This window comes from Streptomyces sp. NBC_01268 (assembly GCF_036240795.1).
In the GTDB taxonomy this organism is placed as follows: domain Bacteria; phylum Actinomycetota; class Actinomycetes; order Streptomycetales; family Streptomycetaceae; genus Streptomyces.
In genome coordinates, this window is the sequence record NZ_CP108454.1 from 4,807,741 (window position 1) to 4,825,652 (window position 17,912).

Genomic DNA, 17,912 nt, shown 5'->3' on the forward strand with positions numbered 1-17,912 from the left:
TCAAGTGGACGCCTCGGGAGCCCACTTGGTTTCCAGAGGCACCGATCGACACGCTTTCCTTACGCGAACCAACCCTGCACGTCGGCGATCAGCTGCACGCTGCCGGAGTGGTTGTAGAAGGTCACCTTCCCGTCGACGACGGGGACGACGACCATGTTCGGCACGGTCTGCCCGGCCTGGAAGTTCAGGCTGGACGCGCTGGTGCGCGGCTGCCCGGACGGGTGGACCGAGATGAAGCCGGCCCGCGTCGGCTGGGTGGCGGTGACGTTGAGGACGACGGCCTTGGCCCCCGCCGGGACCACGCCGACGCCCGCCACCGGGAGGGTGACGGACTGGCCGGGGCCGACGGCGCCCTTGCGGACGCCCTGGCCGGTGCGGGTGTCCATGAAGCGGCGGTTCGTCATGCCGGTGAACGCGACGCCCTCACCGCTCGTGTAGTAGCCGACGACGTCACCGACGAGGTCCAGCGAGCCGAACCGGTTGGCGAAGGCGATCTTGCCGCCGACGACCGGGACGACGACCGTGCCGGCGACGGTCCGGCCCGCCGGGACGTTCACGCTGGACGTGTCCGGGCGGGCGGTGCCGTCCGGGTAGGCGGTGACGAAGGTCGACGCGGTGGCGTTGGTCGCCGTCACGTTCATGACGACGGCCGTGACCCCGTCCGCCGGGACGCCCCGGGCGCCGGTCACCTGGAGCCGGGCCGTGCCGCCGGGACCGATCTTGGCCCGGGGCACACCGGTGCCGGAACGGGTGTCCATGAAGCGGGTCGGAGTGAGCGGCCGGAAGGCGGAGCCGCCGGAGCCGTCGGTGTAGTAGCCGGAGACGTCGGCCACGAGGTCGGCCGTGCCGGCGGTGTTGACGAAGATCCGCACCTTGCCGTCGACGACCGGGACGACCACCAGGTTGGACGTGGTCTGTCCGGCGGTGAAGTTGAGGTGCGAGCCGGCCGAGTAGTCGTCGAGGGACGGCGTCACCTTGATGTCACCGGGCTTGGTGGGGTTGGCGACCGTCACGTTCAGCACGACGCTCGTGACCCCGGTGGCCGGGACCCCGCCGACGCCCCCGACCTGGAGGACGACGTTCTGCCACCGCTGGACCTTGCCCTTGGGCGTGCCGAGGCCGGTGCGGCTGTCCAGGATGCGCTGGGGCCGGAGCGGCAGGTAGCGGCCGGGCAGGGTGGTCAGGAGGGTGTTCCTGGCGTCGAACGTGCCGTTCGCCCCCGCCACGTCGACGAAGGCGTCGCCCTTCCAGGGCGCGACCAGGAGGCGGTAGGTGTACGAGGACGGGGTGACACCGCGGCCCTCGTCGTCCTGGCCGGTCCACTGGGTGGTGACGGTGGCGGCGGGGCCGCCCGCACCGGTGAGCGTCCGCACCAGCTTCCCGGAGTAGCGGTTGCGGATCTCCACCTTCCACTGCGCCACCGGGCGGGAGAGCCGCCACCGGGCGTCCCAGGTGCGACTCTGCGCGGACGTGGACTCGGCGTTGAGGTAGGGGTCGACGGTGGCGTGGATCGCGCTGACCGGCTGCGGGGCGATGCCGGTGGGCACCACGTGGATCCGGCTCCGCTCGTCCACGTACGCGACGCCGCCGCCGTACTTGTCGACGGCCCAGTCCTTCCACCGGCCCGACCCGGAGGTGATGACCGGGACGTCGGCGAGCTCGCTGGTCCTGCCGGTACGCGCGTCGGTGAGCAGCAGCTTCCCGGCCGCGTTGTCCCGGCGCACGAGGTACCCGTCGCCGAGCACCGCCTCGCCCACCGGGACGGACACGTTCGTGGCCCCCCACTGGTTGAACACCCCGGCCTTGCCCTCGGGCCCGCAGGCCCAGTAGATCCAGCTCTGCACGACCTGGAGCTCGGTGGGCGTGCACCCGGTGCGCAGGTCGAGGTCGACGGAGTTCCAGTTCCCGACCAGGTCGTACCGGCTGAGTTTGCCGGGGGTCGCGGTGGGCTTCCAGAGGGTGGTGCCCCAGACCGCGGCGGCGGTACGGGGGAGGGTGAGCAGCACCTTCGCCTCGGTGCCGGGGCGTTCACCGAGGTCGCCGACGTACTGCTTGTCCTCGTGCTCGGCGATGACGAAGCGGCCGGCGGCGTCGGCCAGGCGGGTGGCCGGGGGGAAGTTCACCTGTCGCGCGGTGCCGTCGCCGGTGGGCGAGATCGCGGAGCTGCCGTGGAGGTAGGCGCTCCGCCCGTCGCCGAGCGCCCGCAGTCCGTCGACGCCGTCGGGCTCGGCGAGCCGCCGCACCTCGGTCGGGGCGTCGACGTCGACCTCGTAGACGGCCTCCTTGGGGCCGCTGTCGGAGCGGAAGTCCACCCGGCCGCCGGCGATGTCGAGGCGGTCGTAGGTCACCGGCACGGGCGCGATGTCCCGTACCTTCGTGAGCCGTGGCGTCCCGTCCTCACCGAGGGTGATGCGGTGCGCGGCCCAGTCCTGCGCCCCGCTGCCGCCGACGACGATGACGCTGCCGTCGGGCGCGACGGTCAGCCTGTCCACCGAGGCGGGCAGGAGCTCCTTGGCCGGTCCGCCGCCGATGGGGACCGCCCAGAGCCTGGTGCCGACGGCCTCGCCGGTCGTCACCTCGCGGCGGGTGACGATCCAGTCGCCGATCACCGCGTGCTCGCCGAAGCCGGTCTCGTTCGGCTGGCGTGTCGGCAGCGGCGTCGTCACGGGCGTGGCCGTGGGGTTGTCGCGGGGGACGGTGAGCACCGAGTGGTAGTCCGGGGCCACCAGGATGCGGTCCGCCCCCAGGACCGCCGGGCTGTACCGGTGGATCGGGAGGGTGGGCGTGAGGGCGGCGGTCGCGTAGTCGAGGAGGTACGAGGCGAACGGGCCGCCGGTCGCCGCCTGGGTGGTCAGGAGGACGCCCCGCAGGTCCTGGGCGACGACCCACACCTTGCCGGTCTCGCCCAGGCCGGTGACCGGCCGGTCGGTGACCTGGCCGTCGGCCGCCTCGCTCCGCAGGTGGAGTCCGGCGATCGTGCCGTCGGCGTTCTCGGCGTAGGTCAGGACGGTGTCGGCGTCGAAGGCGCCGGTCCAGATCTGGTCCGCCGGGACGGGCACGGCCTTCCGGGTGCCGGCGGCGATGTCCTGGATCTCCACGCGGCGCTGCTCGGTCGCGGAGCCGGGAAAGAAGGTGGCGCCCCGCCCGGAGTGGCGGACGGCACCGGTGCTCGCGGTCCCCAGGTTGCGGTCCGCGCCGGTGGCGAGGTCCGTCCAGATCCCGCCCTTGGTTCCCTCCTCGTAGCGCAGGAAGCCGGTGGGGCCCGCGGACTCGACCCGGGCCACCCGGGGCACGAACCGCCCCGGGTCCGGGATCACCACCCCCTCGGTGGACGGCAGCGGGTCCGGGTCCTCGGCGACGGCCACGCCGGTCAGGCCGGTCGTGGCGGCCAGGACCGTGGCGGTGGCGAGTGCGGCGCGCGAGAGCGCGCGCGGAGTGTGACGCATGAATGGATCCCCTCCTCGTACGCGGGAGGGGACCACGCCCGGCCGCGCCCACGCGCCGCAGGGCCCCCCGGTCACCCCCCGGATCGGGTGATCCTAATCGAACCGGTTCAAGAAGCCCCCGACGGGCCCGTCCGCTCCGCCCGCCACCGGGCCGCCATCGCGTCCACGTCGAACGGCGTCAGGTTCAGCGGCGGCCCCGCCGGCGGCCGGGCCAGCGCGGCGGCGATCTTCGTGTTGATCTCGCCCAGGATCCGGCGCAGCTGCGTCTCCGAGACGGCCGCGCGGGCCGCCTCCGCCGCGTCCTCGGCCTGCTTGCGCAGGGTCAGCGACGGGGGCAGCACGGAGGCGCCCTCGGTGTGCATCTTCTGTTTGACCCACCACAGCTCGTCGTACGGCGCGGTGTCGTTCTCCAGCGGCTTGCCGAAGCCCTTCAGGCGGTCGAACTCCCCGCGCTCCGCGGCCTCGCGGATCTGCTTGTCCACGAACGACTCGAAGCTGACGCCAGGCGGTTTCCGTTCGGTCATGTGTCCAGACTACGTATCCGCCGGGCCGTACATGGGGCGGTGGCGGACTTCTCCGGGGGGCGGAATTCGGGCACGCTGTCCGCGTTCAACGCGCGTCGACCCTTGTTGGCCCCACCCACCGGAGCAACGCATGCGTTCCAGAACCACCGCCCTCGGCGGCCTCCTCGCCCTGCTCGCCGGGCTGTTCACCGTCCTCGTCGCCACTCCCGCCCAGGCGGCCCCCAACTTCAAGGCGCCCTTCCCCTGCGGCCAGCAGTGGACCTACAGCCACCACTCGGCCGAGGTCCGCCAGGCCCTGGACTTCGTCCGGTCGGACGGCGGGACCACGGCCGGGACGCCGGTGCTGGCCTCCGCCTCCGGCACCGCGTACCGCTACTCCCAGCCCAGCGGCGCCGGGAACTACGTCGTCGTCGACCACGGCGGCGGCTGGAAGACGTACTACTTCCACCTCAGCGCCTACTCCGTCGCCGACGGCGCCTGGGTGGACCAGGGGCGCCAGATCGGCGTCACCGGCTCCACCGGCAACAGCTCGGGCGCGCACATCCACTACGAGCAGCTCTACAACGGGGTCGGCCAGAGCATCGTGATCAACGGGGCCTCGCTCGCGCCCTATCCGGGCTCGTACTACGCGAAGTACCTGACGAGCGACAACGGATGCTCGGGCGGCGGCGGGAGGTACTGGGTCGACACCTTCGCCGACGCCACCGGCTACGCGCAGGCGAACACGAACGACGCCCAGGGCGTGCTGAGGGCCGGCACCAACTACGTCTCCTGCAAGGTCTGGGGCCAGGAGATCCGCGACGGCTCCGGCAACGTCAACCACTGGTGGCTGAGGACGGACCTGGACACGGTCTACCCGGGGAAGAACGGACGCGGGGCGTACGTGTCCGCCTACTACCTGTCGCGCTGGGGGAACGACGAGGCGCGGGACAACAGCGGGAACGTGATTCCCGACTGCTGAGGTCCCGGCGTCCGCCGCCGGAACGGCAGGAGCCCCGCTCCGTGCGCTGGGCGCGCACGGAGCGGGGCTCCTTGGGTACAGCTCTAGAGATCGCGATTGTCGACCCGGGTCAACTTAGACCGGGGTGACGTTCTCCGCCTGCGGACCCTTCGGGCCCTGCGTGACGTCGAAGTTCACCTGCTGGTTCTCCTCGAGGGAGCGGAAGCCAGAGGCGTTGATCGCGGAGTAGTGGACGAAGACATCCGGGCCGCCGCCTTCCTGGGCAATGAAGCCAAAGCCCTTTTCAGCGTTGAACCACTTCACGGTTCCGGTAGCCATGAGCCCTCCTATGGGCCAAAGGGTCGCCCTGCTCCAGAACCTGCAACCAAGTCTGAAAACTACAAAAGCCTGCGGGTTACATGCTCCGCAGGCTCTGTACTGCAAGGGAAACCAAACTGCAACTTGCGCTGAGCGTAGCACGCAGCGTGGTCGAAGCGGTAGAGGGAAAGATCACGTCACTCTCATGTTTGACGCGCTTCTGACGGGCTGACGCGGGTGCCCTCGCGAGTTCGGACGGATGTCCGATGCGTGCCCCGGCGACGTCCACCGTACGAGACGGGGCTAGCCTCGCGATGTGGACAATGCAACCGATGACCACCAGCGCAGCCGGCCCCGTGTCGGGCACATCCAGTTCCTGAACTGCCTTCCCCTCTACTGGGGCCTGGCGCGTACCGGAACGCTCCTCGATCTGGAGCTGACGAAGGACTCCCCGGAGAAGCTCAGCGAGCAGCTGGTGCGGGGCGGCCTCGACATCGGCCCGATCACCCTCGTCGAGTACCTCCGCAACGCGGACGACCTGGTCGCCCTGCCGGACATCGCCGTCGGCTGCGACGGGCCCGTCATGTCCTGCGTGATCGTCTCGCAGCGGCCCCTGGACCAGCTGGACGGGGCGCGGGTGGCGCTCGGCTCCACCTCGCGCACCTCCGTGCGCCTGGCGCAGCTGCTGCTCGCCGAGCGGTACGGCGTGCGCCCGGACTACTACACGTGCCCGCCCGACCTCGGCCTGATGATGCAGGAGGCGGACGCGGCCGTGCTGATCGGCGACGCCGCGCTGCGGGCCTCCCTGCACGAGGCGCCGCGGCTCGGGCTCCAGGTCCACGACCTGGGGCTGATGTGGAAGGACTGGACGGGGCTGCCGTTCGTCTTCGCCGTGTGGGCGGCCCGCAAGGACTTCCTGGCCCGCGAGCCGGAGACCGTCCACGACGTGCACCGGGCCTTCCTGGCCTCGCGCGACCTCTCCCTGGAGGAGGTCGCGAAGGTGGCCGAGCAGGCGGCCCGCTGGGAGGCCTTCGACGCGGAGCTCCTGGAGCGGTACTTCCGGACGCTCGACTTCCGATTCGGGCCCGAGCAGCTCGCCGGGGTCCGCGAGTTCGCCCGCAGGACCGGCCCGACGACCGGGTTCCCCGCGGACGTACGCGTGGAACTCCTCGAACCGGCCCGCTAGGGCCTGTCGTCACACTCCCGTCGTCGCCCGAAGGGCGGCCCCGCGGCGTCTGGTGCGTGCTCTCGGCGTGCCGGGTGGAAGCCCTCGTACTGGACGTACTCGGACTTTCACCCGGTGCGGCGAGAGCGCGTGCCAGGCGTCGCGGGGCAGGCGGGAGTTTGACGACAGGCCCTAGGGCCCCCGGGGCCCTACGAGGAGGGGACGGGGGCGGCGATCGGGCCCTGCATCCGGCGGCTCAGCCAGGCGATCGAGCCCTCGTCCATGCCCCGGATGTAGCTCAGCGCGTTGTGCCCGCCGCCCTGGATGATCTCCAGGTGGGACTTGATCGGGCCCTTCGTGTACTGCTTGATGAAGGCCTTCACGTGCGGGGAGAGGCGGGTCTCCTTGGTGCCCAGCTGGAACGCCAGGAAGAGCTCGTTCTCCTTGGTGTCCGGCTTCCGGCCGAGCGCCGCGGCGAGCCGGCCCGGGTCGTTCGCCCGCCGCTCCCGCTCGTGCCCCTGCCACAGCGGCGAGTCCGGGATCAGGTCCGGTCCCGAGGCGATGACGCCCTTGAACTTGTCCGGCTTCTGGAGCACCGACTTCAGGCCCACGAAGCCGCCCGAGGACGAGCCCATGAACGCCCAGCCGTCCCGCGACTTGAACGTACGGAAATTCGCCCGGACGAAATCCGGGACGTCCTCGGTCAGCCAGGTGCCCATTCGCGGCTGGTCCGGGATATCGCTCCCGTCGTAATAGTGCTTGTCGTCCGGGTTGAGGACGGGCATCACCACGATGAACGGCAGGCTCTTTCCCTCTTCGGACCAGCGGGCGATGCTCGACTGGAGTTTGAGGTCGGTGCCCATCCAGTAATTCGTCGGATAGCCGACGCCGCCGGGCAGCGAGATCAGGACCGGAAAGCCGCTGTTCGCGTACTTCGGGTCGAAATACTGCTTCGGGGCCCACACCCACACCTTGCCGGTGAATCCGGACTTCGCGCCCCGGAGCTCGGTGACGCCGATCTTCGTGCCGTCCTCGACGGTGTTGGCGTCGGTGAACTCCGCCTTGGGTCCGGTGGGGAACACGGTCACGGGGCCGTGGTCCCCCTTCGTCCCGCCGTTCTTCCCGCCCGGTGTGTGCACGGCCGCCTGCTGGGGCTTGCCGTTCCGCGGGGTGTCGAAGGAGACCGGGTCGCCCTGGTCCGAAGAGCAGCCGGCGACCGCGGCCAGCGTGGTCCCGAGGGCGAGGGCGGCCGCGAGGGTGCGGTGGAGGCGGCGGCGACGTGTCATGGCGGGGTCTCCGAGTGCGTTTCGGGTCATACGGCGGATTCCGGAAGGGGAGAGGGATCCGGGACCCGATCGGTTGGCTCGGGACCGGCACGAATCCGGCCGGAGGTGCTGGCGTAGGCTGGCTCGGTCCGTCCAGTACGCGCCCGCCCGCGCGTGCGCAGCCTCCGAAAGGGACACCCGGTGACCGAGAAGGCCGCTCTCCAGTCCGTTCTCGACCGCGCCGCCGCCGGTGGCCGGATCACCCCCGAGGAGGCGCTCGACCTGTACCGCTCGGCGCCGCTGCACGCCCTCGGTGCCGCCGCCGACGCCGTGCGCCGCCGCCGCTACGCGGGGACCGAGCACATCGCCACGTACATCATCGAGCGCAACATCAACTACACGAACGTCTGTGTGACGGCGTGCAAGTTCTGCGCGTTCTACGCGGCCCCCAAGGACACCAAGAAGGGCTGGACCCGCGACCTCGACGACATCCTGCGCCGCTGCGCGGAGACCGTGGAGCTCGGCGGCACCCAGATCATGTTCCAGGGCGGCCACCACCCCGACTTCGGCGTCGAGTACTACGAGAAGCACTTCGCCGCGATCAAGGCCGAGTACCCGCAGCTGGTCATCCACTCCCTCGGCGCGTCCGAGGTCGAGCACATGGCCCGCATCTCCAGGGTCTCCGTCGAGGAGGCCATCACCCGCATCCACGCGGCCGGCCTGGACTCCTTCGCGGGCGCCGGCGCCGAGCTGCTCCCGGAGCGCCCCCGCAAGGCCATCGCCCCGCTCAAGGAGAGCGGCGAGCGCTGGCTGGAGATCATGGGGATCGCCCACGGGCTGGGCGTCGAGTCGACCTCCACGATGCTCATGGGCACCGGCGAGACCAACGCCGAGCGCATCGAGCACCTGCGGATGATCCGCGACCTCCAGGACCGCACGGGCGGCTTCCGGGCCTTCATCCCGTACACGTACCAGCCCGAGAACAACCACCTGAAGGGCCGTACCCAGGCGACCCTCTTCGAGTACCTGCGCATGATCTCCATCGCGCGCCTCTTCCTCGACAACGTGGCGCACATCCAGGGCTCGTGGCTCACCACCGGCAAGGAGATCGGCCAGCTCACCCTGCACTACGGCGCCGACGACCTCGGTTCCATCATGCTGGAGGAGAACGTCGTCTCCTCGGCCGGCGCCAAGCACCGCTCCAACCTGCGCGAGATGATCGACATGATCCGCACCGCGGACCGCGTCCCCGCGCAGCGCTCGACCACCTACGAGCACCTGGTCGTCCACGACGACCCGGCGAACGACCCGGTCGACGAGCGCGTGGCCTCCCACATCTCGTCCATCGCGATCGAGGGCGGCACGGCCCACCCCGAGCTGAAGCTCCTCGACGCCCACTGAGAACGGCACCGATGCTGACGCTGCACGCCGCCGACGGCTCGCCCGAGTTCGCCGTCCTCGTCGACGGTCCGCTCGTCGCGGCCGTCGGCCCGTACGAGGAACTGGCCGACGCCAACCAGGACGCCCGGCTGCGCCGCTGGCCCGGCATCCTCACCTCCGGGCTGCTCAACCCGTACGGCCCCGAGCTGCTCGAAGCGACCTACCACCCGGACCCGCGCGAGGCCGACACCTTCGGCACCGAGCCGATCATGGGGGAGCGGGCGCACGAGATCTTCGAGGCGAACCCCGCCCGCCGGGGAGCCTCCGCGCGCCGCGGGGTGCAGCGGCTGCTCGCGCACGGCACGGTCGCCGTCGGCGGGGAGCTGCGCGGCCGGGCCGCGCAGGACGCGGTGCGCCGGGCCGGGCTCGCCGTGGGGCAGCGCCCGCCGAACCTGCCGGGGCCGCCGTCCCTGACGCCGGCGCCGCTCGTGCTGCTGCCGCGGCTCGCGCCGGGCGGCCCGGCCCGCTTCGCCGTCTTCGACGTGCCCGACCGGGCGGCGCTCGTGCGCCTGGGGCCCGCCACCTGCGTGGCGACGGTCATCGCGGGCCGTCTGGTCTACCGGGCCCGCTGACCGTCGTGGCCGCCGTCCCCTGCGACAATGCGGGCGTAACGTCGGCCCCCAGGCCCTCCGTACGAACCAAGCCCGCAGTACGAACCAAGTGAGGCGAACGCCAGTGACCCGCGCCACCCTGGACAAGCAGCCGCACGAAGTCGCCTCGATGTTCGACGACGTGGCGGCGAACTACGACCTCACCAACGACGTCCTGTCGCTCGGCCAGGACCGGCGCTGGCGCAAGGAGGTCGCCAAGGCGGTCGACGCGCGGCCCGCGCAGAGGATCCTCGACCTGGCCGCCGGCACCGCGACCTCCTCGCAGCCGTTCGCGCGCGCCGGGGCGTACGTCGTGCCCTGCGACTTCTCCCTGGGGATGCTGCGGGTCGGCAAGAAGAACCACCCGTGGATGCCGTTCACCGCGGGCGACGGCACGAAGCTGCCGTTCCGCGACGACGTCTTCGACGCCGTCACCATCTCCTTCGGGCTGCGCAACATCCAGGACACCGACCAGGCGCTGCGCGAGCTGTACCGCGTGACGAAGCCCGGCGGCCGGGTCGTCATCTGCGAGTTCTCGCACGCCACCTGGGCGCCGTTCCGCACGGTGTACGAGGAGTACCTGATGCGCGCGCTGCCGCCGGTGGCGCGGGCCGTCTCCTCCAACCCCGACGCGTACGTGTACCTCGCCGAGTCCATCCGGTCCTGGCCCGACCAGCCGACCCTCGCGGGCATGATGCAGAAGGCCGGCTGGTCCGAGGTGGCCTGGCGGAACCTGACCGGCGGGATCGTGGCGATGCACCGCGGGTTCAAGCAGCCGTAGCGGCCGCAGCGCCCTGGCGGGCTACGGCTTGGCGTACATGCCGTAGCCGCCGACGCCCGCGTACACGGCGTCCGCCACCTTCCGGTGCACCTTCACGCCGCCCACGGTGTCCGTGGGCGGGGTGAGCACCTGGGTGCCCGCCATCAGCGTGGTCGAGCCGCCGCCGTCGAGGTTGAGGGCGTCGACCAGACCGAGCTCCTTGGAGTCGAGGAGCTCGGCGAAGGTGCGCAGGTAGTCGCCGTCCTCGCCGTCCTTGGCGGTGAGGGTGACGAGCACCGGGTTGCCCTTGATGTTCGTGGCGAGCGAGGTGCGCGAGTCCGTGCAGATGAGGATCGCGGGGTCCTTGCCCGGCTTCGTCGTGTCGGAGCACGAGTTGGGCAGCTCGGCGGGGATCGACCCGCTCGTCAGCAGCCGGTGGAAGGAGCTCACCACGTCGACGGAGGCGTCCAGCGGGATGTCCCGGCCGAGCGTGACGTCACGCAGCTTCTGCTCGACGCCGACCCGGTCGTCGCGGACGAGGCGGGTGCGCAGCCACTCGGCGCCGGTGCCGATGCCCTGGAGGACCCGTCCGCCGGCGGGGACGGTGGTGCCGCCGCGGCCGGTGTGGGCGTCGGTGACGACGCCGTTCGCGTCGAGGACGACCTCGAACCCGGTGTCGGCGGTGGCCGGGACGGTGGGGTCGATGCCCGGCTTGGGCGTGGGGACCCCGTAGTCGTCGGTGAACAGGACGATCTCGTCGGGATCGGTGTAGACGGGCGGGCTGGTGGTCACCCGGGTGTCCTCGGCGTCCCGCGCGCAGTGCGCGACCCGGCCGGGGCTGCGGTTCACGTCGTCGACGCGGACGCTCTCGCCGGTCGGCCCGGTCAGCTTCAGGTCGGTGAGCAGCTTGGTGATGTACGGGATGCCGTACTGGATCACGGCCCCGTTGCTGCCCTGTCCGCCGGTCCAGCAACTGGCGCTGTGCAGCACGCCGTCGGTGGCCGTGGCGCTGGTGTGCACCGCGTTCCGGTCGGTGGTCCCGGCCGCGGCGGGCTCCAGCTGGAACAGGCCGCCGTTGGTGCCCGCGTACGGGTGACGGGCGGCGACGGAGGAGACCGTGGCCAGCTGGTCGGGGAGCACCTCGGGCGGGGCGTCGGCGCGGCCGACGGTGCTGCCGAGGGTGAGCGCCGAGGCGGCGGGGTCGATCTCGACGACCTGGAGGACGCGGGGCGCGGTCCGGTTGTCGAGGTTCCGCTCGGTCCACGTGGTGCGGGTGACGCCGGTGGCGACGGTGACCGGGTCGGACTTGGTCCAGTTGAGGCCGAGCGGGCTGGGCGGCTCCTCGGCGGCCGGCGCGGCGGTGGCCGAGGTGGTCAGGGTGAGGGCGGCGGCGACGGCGGCGAGGGCCGCCAGGGGGCGCTGGTTCCTGGTCACTGGCACTCCGAGGTTCCGTTGACGAGCTCGTGCGAGCGGAAGGTGCCGGTGTACGGGGCGGGCACGGTGGTGCTGTCGCCGCGCAGCACGACGTACGCGCCGTACTTCTTCTGGTCGGCCGGGTCGGTCCAGGTGCCGGAGTAGGTCGGCTCCGGGTAGAAGCAGGCGTGCTTCCGGGTGCGGTTGAACACCGACTTGGGCGCCGTCTCGGGGCCGTAGCTGTCGCCGTAGTTCTTGGTGGCGGGGTCGGTCGCGGGCAGGTGGACGGTCATCGCGCCGCGGCCGCGCTCCTCGGTGAAGGTGCAGACCCGGTTGTCGGGGCAGCGCTCGTAGCCGGTGAAGCAGTGGGCGCGGGACGGGACCAGCTTGTGGGAGCTGATGGTGCCGTTGAAGTTCGGGTCGGTCGTGTACTCGTCGGAGTTGCCCGGCTTGATGGTCTGGAGCCGGCCGCCGTAGTGCGCGTCGACGTAGACGCAGCTCCACAGCTTGGTGTTGTTCTTCGCGGAGAGGGTCCGGCCGTCCCAGGTGGCGTCGTAGCTCTCCAGGCTCTGCGTGGCGGTGAAGTCGCGGCGCTCGCCGGTGCCGTCGGTCCCGCCGTACAGGCAGAGGGTGTCGGCGGGGCAGTCGTCGAAGGGGGCGGGCTCGGCGCTGGCGGGCAGCACCAGGAACGCCGCGCTGAGCAGCGCGAGGACCGCTGTGACCAGCGAGCCCCGTCGTATGTGTGTGCGAGTAAGGGTCACGGGGAGTGATCATGCAATGAGGGGTAGCCCTCCGGCCAGTCCTTTCCCGTCCCCCATAGACTGCCCCGGTACGTCCGTACCGCCCCCTACCGTCGAGTCTTCGGGAGAATCCGCCGTGACCGAGCAGCCCCTCTCCGAGCACAGCGCAGACGTGATCGTCGTCGGGGCGGGCCCGGCCGGCTCGACCACCGCGTACTACCTCGCCAAGGCCGGACTCGACGTCCTGCTCCTGGAGAAGACCGCGTTCCCGCGCGAGAAGGTCTGCGGCGACGGCCTCACCCCGCGCGCGACCAAGCAGCTCGTCGCCATGGGCATCGACATCTCCGAAGAGGCCGGCTGGCTCCGCAACAAGGGCCTGCGGATCATCGGCGGCGGCGTCCGGCTCCAGCTCGACTGGCCCGACCTCGCCTCGTACCCGGACTACGGACTGGTCCGCAAGCGCGACGACTTCGACGAGCAGCTCGCCCGCCAGGCCCAGAAGGCCGGCGCCCGGCTCTACGAGCGCTGCAACGTCGGCGCCCCGATCGTCGACGACCGCACCGGCCGGATCACCGGCGTCCACGCCAAGCTGGGCGAGGAGAAGCGCGAGGTCACCTTCCACGCCCCGCTGGTCGTCGCCGCCGACGGCAACTCCACCCGGCTGTCCCTCGCGATGGGCCTGCACCGGCGCGAGGACCGCCCGATGGGCGTCGCCGTGCGCACGTACTTCACGAGCCCGCGCCACGAGGACGACTACCTGGAGTCCTGGCTGGAGCTGTGGGACCGGCGCGGCGCGCAGGACCGGCTGCTGCCCGGCTACGGCTGGATCTTCGGCATGGGCGACGGCACCTCCAACGTCGGCCTCGGCATCCTCGACTCCTCCTCCGCCTTCAAGGAGCTCGACTGGCGCGAGGTCCTCAAGGCCTGGTGCGCCTCGATGCCCGAGGACTGGGGCTTCACCCCGGACAACATGACCACCCCCATCCGCGGCGCCGCCCTGCCGATGGCCTTCAACCGCCAGCCCCACTACACCAAGGGCCTGCTGCTCGTCGGCGACGCCGGCGGCCTCGTCAACCCGTTCAACGGCGAGGGCATCGCGTACGCCATGGAGTCCGGCCAGATCGCGGCCGACGTCATCGTCCAGGCGCACGCCCGGGCCACCCCCGCCCAGCGCGAGCTGGCGCTGCACAACTACCCGAAGATCCTGAAGGACACCTACGGCGGCTACTACACGCTGGGCCGTGCCTTCGTGAAGCTCATCGGCAACCCGAAGATCATGAAGATCGCGACCCAGCGCGGCCTGAGCCACCCGCTCCTGATGAAGTTCACGCTGAAGATGCTGGCCAACCTCACCGACCCGACGGGCGGCGACGCGATGGACCGCATCATCAACGGGCTCTCGAAGGTGGCCCCGAAGGCGTGAACGAGGCCCGGTAGACGGTCGGGGAGACCCCGACCGTCCGGGTGAAATGGCGGCGCAGGTTCGCCGCCGAACCCAGGCCGCTCTCCTCGCCGATCCGCTCCACCGGCAGATCCGTCGCCTCCAGGAGCGTCTGCGCGCGCGCCACCCGCTGCTCCAGCAGCCACTGCAGCGGGGTGGTGCCGTGCACCTCGCGCACCCTGCGGTGGAAGGTGCGCGGGCTCATCCGCGCCTGGCGCGCCAGCCGGTCCACCGTCAGCGGCTCGTCCAGCCGCTCCAGGGCCCACTGGAGGGCCGGGCCGAGGGTGTCCGCCCCGGCCGCCGGGAGCGGCGCCGCGACGGACTGGGGCCGGTCGCCGGAGCGGTGCGGCGCGACCACCAGACGGTCGGCGAGCGCGCCCGCGACGCCCGCGCCGAGGTCCTTGCGCACCAGGTGCAGGCACAGGTCCAGGCCGGCCGCGGCGCCCGCGCCGGTCAGCACGCGCCCCTCGTCGGTGTAGAGCACCGACGGGTCGACCTCCACCCGCGGGTGACGGACGGCCAGCTCGGCCGCGTACGCCCGGTGCAGGGTGGCCCGGCGCCCGTCCAGCAGCCCGGCCGCGGCCAGCGCGAACGCGCCGCTGCACATCGACACCGCCCGCGCCCCGGCGTCCGCCGCCGCGCGCACCACGTCGACCAGCTCCGGGGGCAGCTCCTGGCGCCCCTCGACCACCGCGTCCGGCACCGACGGCACGATCACGGTGTCCGCGCCGGCCACGGCGTCCAGGCCGTGCGTCCCGTACGGGGCCGGGCCGACCACCCTCAGCTCGTACCAGGGGTCGGCCAGATCCGTGTGCGGCATCCCGAACACCATCGACGCGGTGGACAGTTCGTACAGGTCGTACGGGGAGATCCGGCCCTGCTCGTCGGGGACGAGGACGACGGCGACGACTCCGGTGCTCATGTCCGCGACCCTATGGCAGGAATCGTGCGCAGGGCGGCGGTCCCGCTCCTGTCGGCCGGATCCCGCCGTTGAGAGCGTGGAGCCATGAGCGACACGAGCACCACGACCCGCGACACGACCGCCACCGACAAGCAGAACGTCACCGTCATCGGACTCGGCCGGATGGGCGCGGCCCTCGCCGCCGCCTTCCTCGACGCCGGACACCCCACCACCGTCTTCAACCGCACCCCGGAGCGGGCCGATCCGCTCGTGGCCCGTGGTGCCCGCCGCGCCGGCACCGTCGCCGAGGCGGTCGCGGCGAGCGAGCTCGTCGTGGTCTGCGTCCTCGACTACCCGGCGGTCCGCGCCCTCCTCGACCCCGTGGCCGGGGTGCTGCGCGGCCGGGCCGTGGTCAACCTGACCTCCGGCTCGCCCGAGCAGGCCCGCGCGGAGGCCGCCTGGGCCGAGGGGCACGGCATCGGCTACCTCGACGGCGGGATCATGACCACCCCGCCCGGCATCGGCGACAGCGCCAACATGATTCTCTACGCGGGCCGTCCGGGCCTCCTGGAGCAGCACCGCACGACCCTGGAGCTCCTCGCCGACCCCGTGGACCTGGGCGGGGACGCGGGTCTCGCCTCGCTGTACGACGCCGGTCTGCTGGGCCTGATGTGGTCGATCTTCGGCGGCTGGCTGCACTCCACCGCGCTCACCGGCGCCGACGGGGTGCCGGCCAAGGAGTTCACGGCGGTCGCGGTGCGCTCGTTGCGCACGATGGCCTGGTTCATGACCACGTACGCCGAGCAGATCGACGCGGGGGAGTACCCCGGCGACGACGCGACCCTCGACGTGCACGTGGCGTCGGTCGCGCATCTGCTGCACGCCGGCGAGGAGCGCGGGATCGACGGCCGGCTGCCCCGGCTGCACCTGGAGATGATGAAGGAGGCGGTCGAGGCCGGGCACGGAGGGGACAGCTACGCCCGGATGATCGAGGCATTCCGGAAGTAACGCCCGAAAGCATACGCAGGCAGGACGAAGGGCCGTCGCTCCCCCGAGGAGTGACGGCCCTTCACGCGTGCGGTGGTGCGATCAGAGGATGCGCACGGCGCCGGACGGGGTGTCCCAGTCGAGGGAGCGCTCGACGACACCGGTCGACGGGTTCTGCGCGCCGACGTACATGCCGCCGCCGACGTAGATGGCGACGTGGTACGAGCCGCTGCGGCTGCCCCAGTAGAGGATGTCGCCCGGCTGGAGGTTGCTCAGCGAGACGGAGGTGCCGCGGCTCGACTGGTCGCCGGAGATGCGCGGCAGGTCGATGCCGGCCTCGCGGTAGGCGGCCTGGACGAGGCCCGAGCAGTCCCACGAGTTGGGGCCGGTGCCGCCCATGACGTAGGCGTCGCCGACCTGGGCGCGCGCGAAGGCCACGATCGCGGCGGCGGAGCCGGTGGCGACCTGCGTGCTGCCGCTGGAGGAGCGGCTGCTGACGGCGTCGGAGGAGCCAGAGGACGACTTCGCGGAGAGCTGGGTGCGCGTCGCGGTGCGGGAGGCGCGCTCCTCGGCCTCGGCGCGGGCCTTCTCGGCCTTCTCCGCCTCGGCCTTGCGGTCGGCCTCGGCCTTGGCCTTCTTGGCCTGGGCGGCGGCCTTCTTGAGGGCGGCGTCCTCCTGAGCGGCGAGGCTCTGGTCGAGGGCCTCCTGCTGGCTCGCCTCGGCGGAGGCGGAGACGGCGCTGGCGAGGTCGGCGTCGAGGGAGCCCAGGGTGGGCATCTCGAGGGTCGTCTCGGTCACCGGCTCGGCGTTCGCCGGGGCAGCGGCACCGGCCACCGCGAGGGTGCTGAAGACGCCACCGGCAACTCCGGCGCGGAACGCCATCTTCGAGCCGCTGCGGCGGGGCTTCCGGTGGCTGGGTATGTGAGCGGTGTGGGACATGGGTACAACCGCTATCAGGGCTTCACGGTTCCCTTCAAGAAACGTGGGTTGCGCCACAGTTACGTTCGGAACCTTTGAATCCGCTTCCCTGGCACCCTTATTGACGCCGTAACGGGCAAAACGGTCACGCCTCAATCGGGCCTTGATCATGGGTTTTCAATGAAAAGTCCGAATTGCCCGTCACTTACCACCTCTTCACCTCGATGGCCAAGCCCCGTTCTTCCCGGCCGGTTCCCGATGTGGCGCAGGTCACACCCGAGCTCGTGAACGCGTGCACACGTCCACCGCGGTACGCCGAGCCCCCCGACCGGGCGACAGGCGGTTCCTTTATCACTCGTACGCGTCTCGCTGCCAATTTGCCTGTACCGCCCAACTCTTGATAGTGCGACACCCCCTCCGACCAGCGATTTCCGGTACGGATGTCACATCTGGTGATCACCTGGGCGCTTCGAGTGGCAAGATCACCGCTCATCCGACTTCATGATCCTTCGTCAGGTGGTGGAGATCACAAAGTCGTTGCTGCACCCCGTGTCGCAGATCACAGAGGGGCGGGCTTAAGATGCGGGGCAGTCGGGCTTGTGAACTGCCTCACATGGGAGCGATCTTCCGTGTCGCGGCGCAGGCCGACAGTGCGGTCCAACGGTCAAGGACGACTGGAAGGAGCGAGGAGCGTGAATGCGTACGCGCCCGTCCTCGTGCTCGGTGCCCTGGGTGCGGGGTTTGCGATCTTCTCCGTGGTCATGGCCACGCTAATCGGGCCAAAGCGGTACAACAGGGCAAAACTTGAGGCCTACGAGTGCGGCATCGAACCGACGCCCACTCCGGCCGGAGGCGGCCGCTTCCCGATCAAGTACTACCTGACGGCGATGCTCTTCATCGTCTTCGACATCGAGATCGTCTTCCTCTACCCCTGGGCCGTCACCTTCGACGCCCTGGGGCTTTTCGGGCTCGTGGAGATGCTGCTCTTCGTGCTCACCGTCTTCGTCGCCTACGCCTACGTGTGGCGGCGCGGCGGCCTGGAATGGGACTGAGGGGCTGAGGAG

The 17,912-nt window shown here is 71.3% G+C and carries 16 protein-coding genes; 8 read left to right on the forward strand and 8 right to left on the reverse strand.

Annotation, left to right across the window (positions count from 1 at the left end; genetic code table 11):
* Positions 1–59 precede the first annotated feature (59 nt).
* A complete protein-coding gene (locus OG309_RS21580; protein WP_329423088.1) occupies positions 60–3,446 on the reverse strand; it encodes a hypothetical protein in 3,387 nt (1,128 codons plus the stop codon).
* A gap of 107 nt (positions 3,447–3,553) precedes the next feature.
* The gene (locus OG309_RS21585) at positions 3,554–3,970 is read right to left on the reverse strand and encodes a J-domain-containing protein (protein ID WP_329423089.1); all 417 of its coding nucleotides are present in this window, start codon (positions 3,968–3,970) and stop codon (positions 3,554–3,556) included.
* A gap of 130 nt (positions 3,971–4,100) precedes the next feature.
* On the opposite strand from OG309_RS21585, the gene OG309_RS21590 reads away from it, so the two are divergent.
* Positions 4,101–4,931 (forward strand): M23 family metallopeptidase, encoded by an 831-nt coding sequence (locus tag OG309_RS21590; RefSeq protein WP_329423090.1) that lies wholly within the window; start codon positions 4,101–4,103, stop codon positions 4,929–4,931.
* 114 nt (positions 4,932–5,045) lie between these two features.
* Here the strand turns inward: OG309_RS21590 and OG309_RS21595 are convergent, their stop codons facing one another.
* Positions 5,046–5,249, reverse strand: coding sequence for a cold-shock protein (locus tag OG309_RS21595; protein ID WP_046908818.1), 204 nt, complete (start codon positions 5,247–5,249; stop codon positions 5,046–5,048).
* A 295-nt stretch (positions 5,250–5,544) separates the two neighbouring features.
* On the opposite strand from OG309_RS21595, the gene OG309_RS21600 reads away from it, so the two are divergent.
* Positions 5,545–6,414: a menaquinone biosynthetic enzyme MqnA/MqnD family protein gene (locus OG309_RS21600; RefSeq protein ID WP_329423091.1), complete on the forward strand. Its 870-nt coding sequence runs from the start codon at positions 5,545–5,547 to the stop codon at positions 6,412–6,414.
* Positions 6,415–6,602: 188 nt separating this feature from the next.
* On the opposite strand, the gene OG309_RS21605 is transcribed toward OG309_RS21600, so the two are convergent.
* Complete coding sequence (locus OG309_RS21605; RefSeq protein ID WP_329423092.1) at positions 6,603–7,679, reverse strand: alpha/beta hydrolase; 1,077 nt, start codon at positions 7,677–7,679, stop codon at positions 6,603–6,605.
* Positions 7,680–7,859: 180 nt separating this feature from the next.
* On the opposite strand from OG309_RS21605, the gene mqnC reads away from it, so the two are divergent.
* The 3 genes from mqnC to OG309_RS21620 all read left to right on the forward strand — a co-directional run bounded on the left by mqnC (position 7,860) and on the right by OG309_RS21620 (position 10,469).
* The gene (gene mqnC, locus OG309_RS21610) at positions 7,860–9,059 is read left to right on the forward strand and encodes a cyclic dehypoxanthinyl futalosine synthase (protein ID WP_329423093.1); all 1,200 of its coding nucleotides are present in this window, start codon (positions 7,860–7,862) and stop codon (positions 9,057–9,059) included.
* A gap of 11 nt (positions 9,060–9,070) precedes the next feature.
* Positions 9,071–9,670, forward strand: a complete 600-nt coding sequence (locus OG309_RS21615; RefSeq protein WP_329423094.1) for a hypothetical protein — start codon at positions 9,071–9,073, stop codon at positions 9,668–9,670.
* 103 nt (positions 9,671–9,773) lie between these two features.
* Positions 9,774–10,469 (forward strand): demethylmenaquinone methyltransferase, encoded by a 696-nt coding sequence (locus tag OG309_RS21620; RefSeq protein WP_329423095.1) that lies wholly within the window; start codon positions 9,774–9,776, stop codon positions 10,467–10,469.
* 21 nt (positions 10,470–10,490) lie between these two features.
* Here OG309_RS21620 and OG309_RS21625 read toward each other — a convergent pair whose 3' ends face one another.
* On the reverse strand, positions 10,491–11,882 hold the full coding sequence (locus OG309_RS21625; protein WP_329423096.1) for a phosphodiester glycosidase family protein: 1,392 nt from the start codon (positions 11,880–11,882) through the stop codon (positions 10,491–10,493).
* A complete protein-coding gene (locus OG309_RS21630) occupies positions 11,879–12,622 on the reverse strand; it encodes a peptidase inhibitor family I36 protein (RefSeq protein ID WP_329423097.1) in 744 nt (247 codons plus the stop codon). The genes OG309_RS21625 and OG309_RS21630 overlap by 4 nt, the downstream gene beginning before the upstream one ends.
* 115 nt (positions 12,623–12,737) lie before the next feature.
* Between OG309_RS21630 and OG309_RS21635 the strand changes: the two genes are divergently transcribed.
* Positions 12,738–14,024 (forward strand): geranylgeranyl reductase family protein, encoded by a 1,287-nt coding sequence (locus OG309_RS21635; RefSeq protein ID WP_329423098.1) that lies wholly within the window; start codon positions 12,738–12,740, stop codon positions 14,022–14,024.
* Here the strand turns inward: OG309_RS21635 and OG309_RS21640 are convergent.
* Positions 13,990–14,964, reverse strand: a complete 975-nt coding sequence (locus tag OG309_RS21640; RefSeq protein WP_329423099.1) for a GlxA family transcriptional regulator — start codon at positions 14,962–14,964, stop codon at positions 13,990–13,992. The two genes, OG309_RS21635 and OG309_RS21640, sit on opposite strands and share 35 nt — an antisense overlap.
* A gap of 84 nt (positions 14,965–15,048) precedes the next feature.
* Between OG309_RS21640 and OG309_RS21645 the strand changes: the two genes are divergently transcribed.
* On the forward strand, positions 15,049–15,951 hold the full coding sequence (locus tag OG309_RS21645) for an NAD(P)-dependent oxidoreductase (protein ID WP_329423100.1): 903 nt from the start codon (positions 15,049–15,051) through the stop codon (positions 15,949–15,951).
* Positions 15,952–16,032: 81 nt separating this feature from the next.
* On the opposite strand, the gene OG309_RS21650 is transcribed toward OG309_RS21645, so the two are convergent.
* Complete coding sequence (locus tag OG309_RS21650; RefSeq protein ID WP_329423101.1) at positions 16,033–16,869, reverse strand: C40 family peptidase; 837 nt, start codon at positions 16,867–16,869, stop codon at positions 16,033–16,035.
* Between the two features lie 671 nt (positions 16,870–17,540).
* Between OG309_RS21650 and OG309_RS21655 the strand changes: the two genes are divergently transcribed.
* The gene (locus tag OG309_RS21655; RefSeq protein WP_019888619.1) at positions 17,541–17,900 is read left to right on the forward strand and encodes an NADH-quinone oxidoreductase subunit A; all 360 of its coding nucleotides are present in this window, start codon (positions 17,541–17,543) and stop codon (positions 17,898–17,900) included.
* Positions 17,901–17,912: the final 12 nt, after the last annotated feature.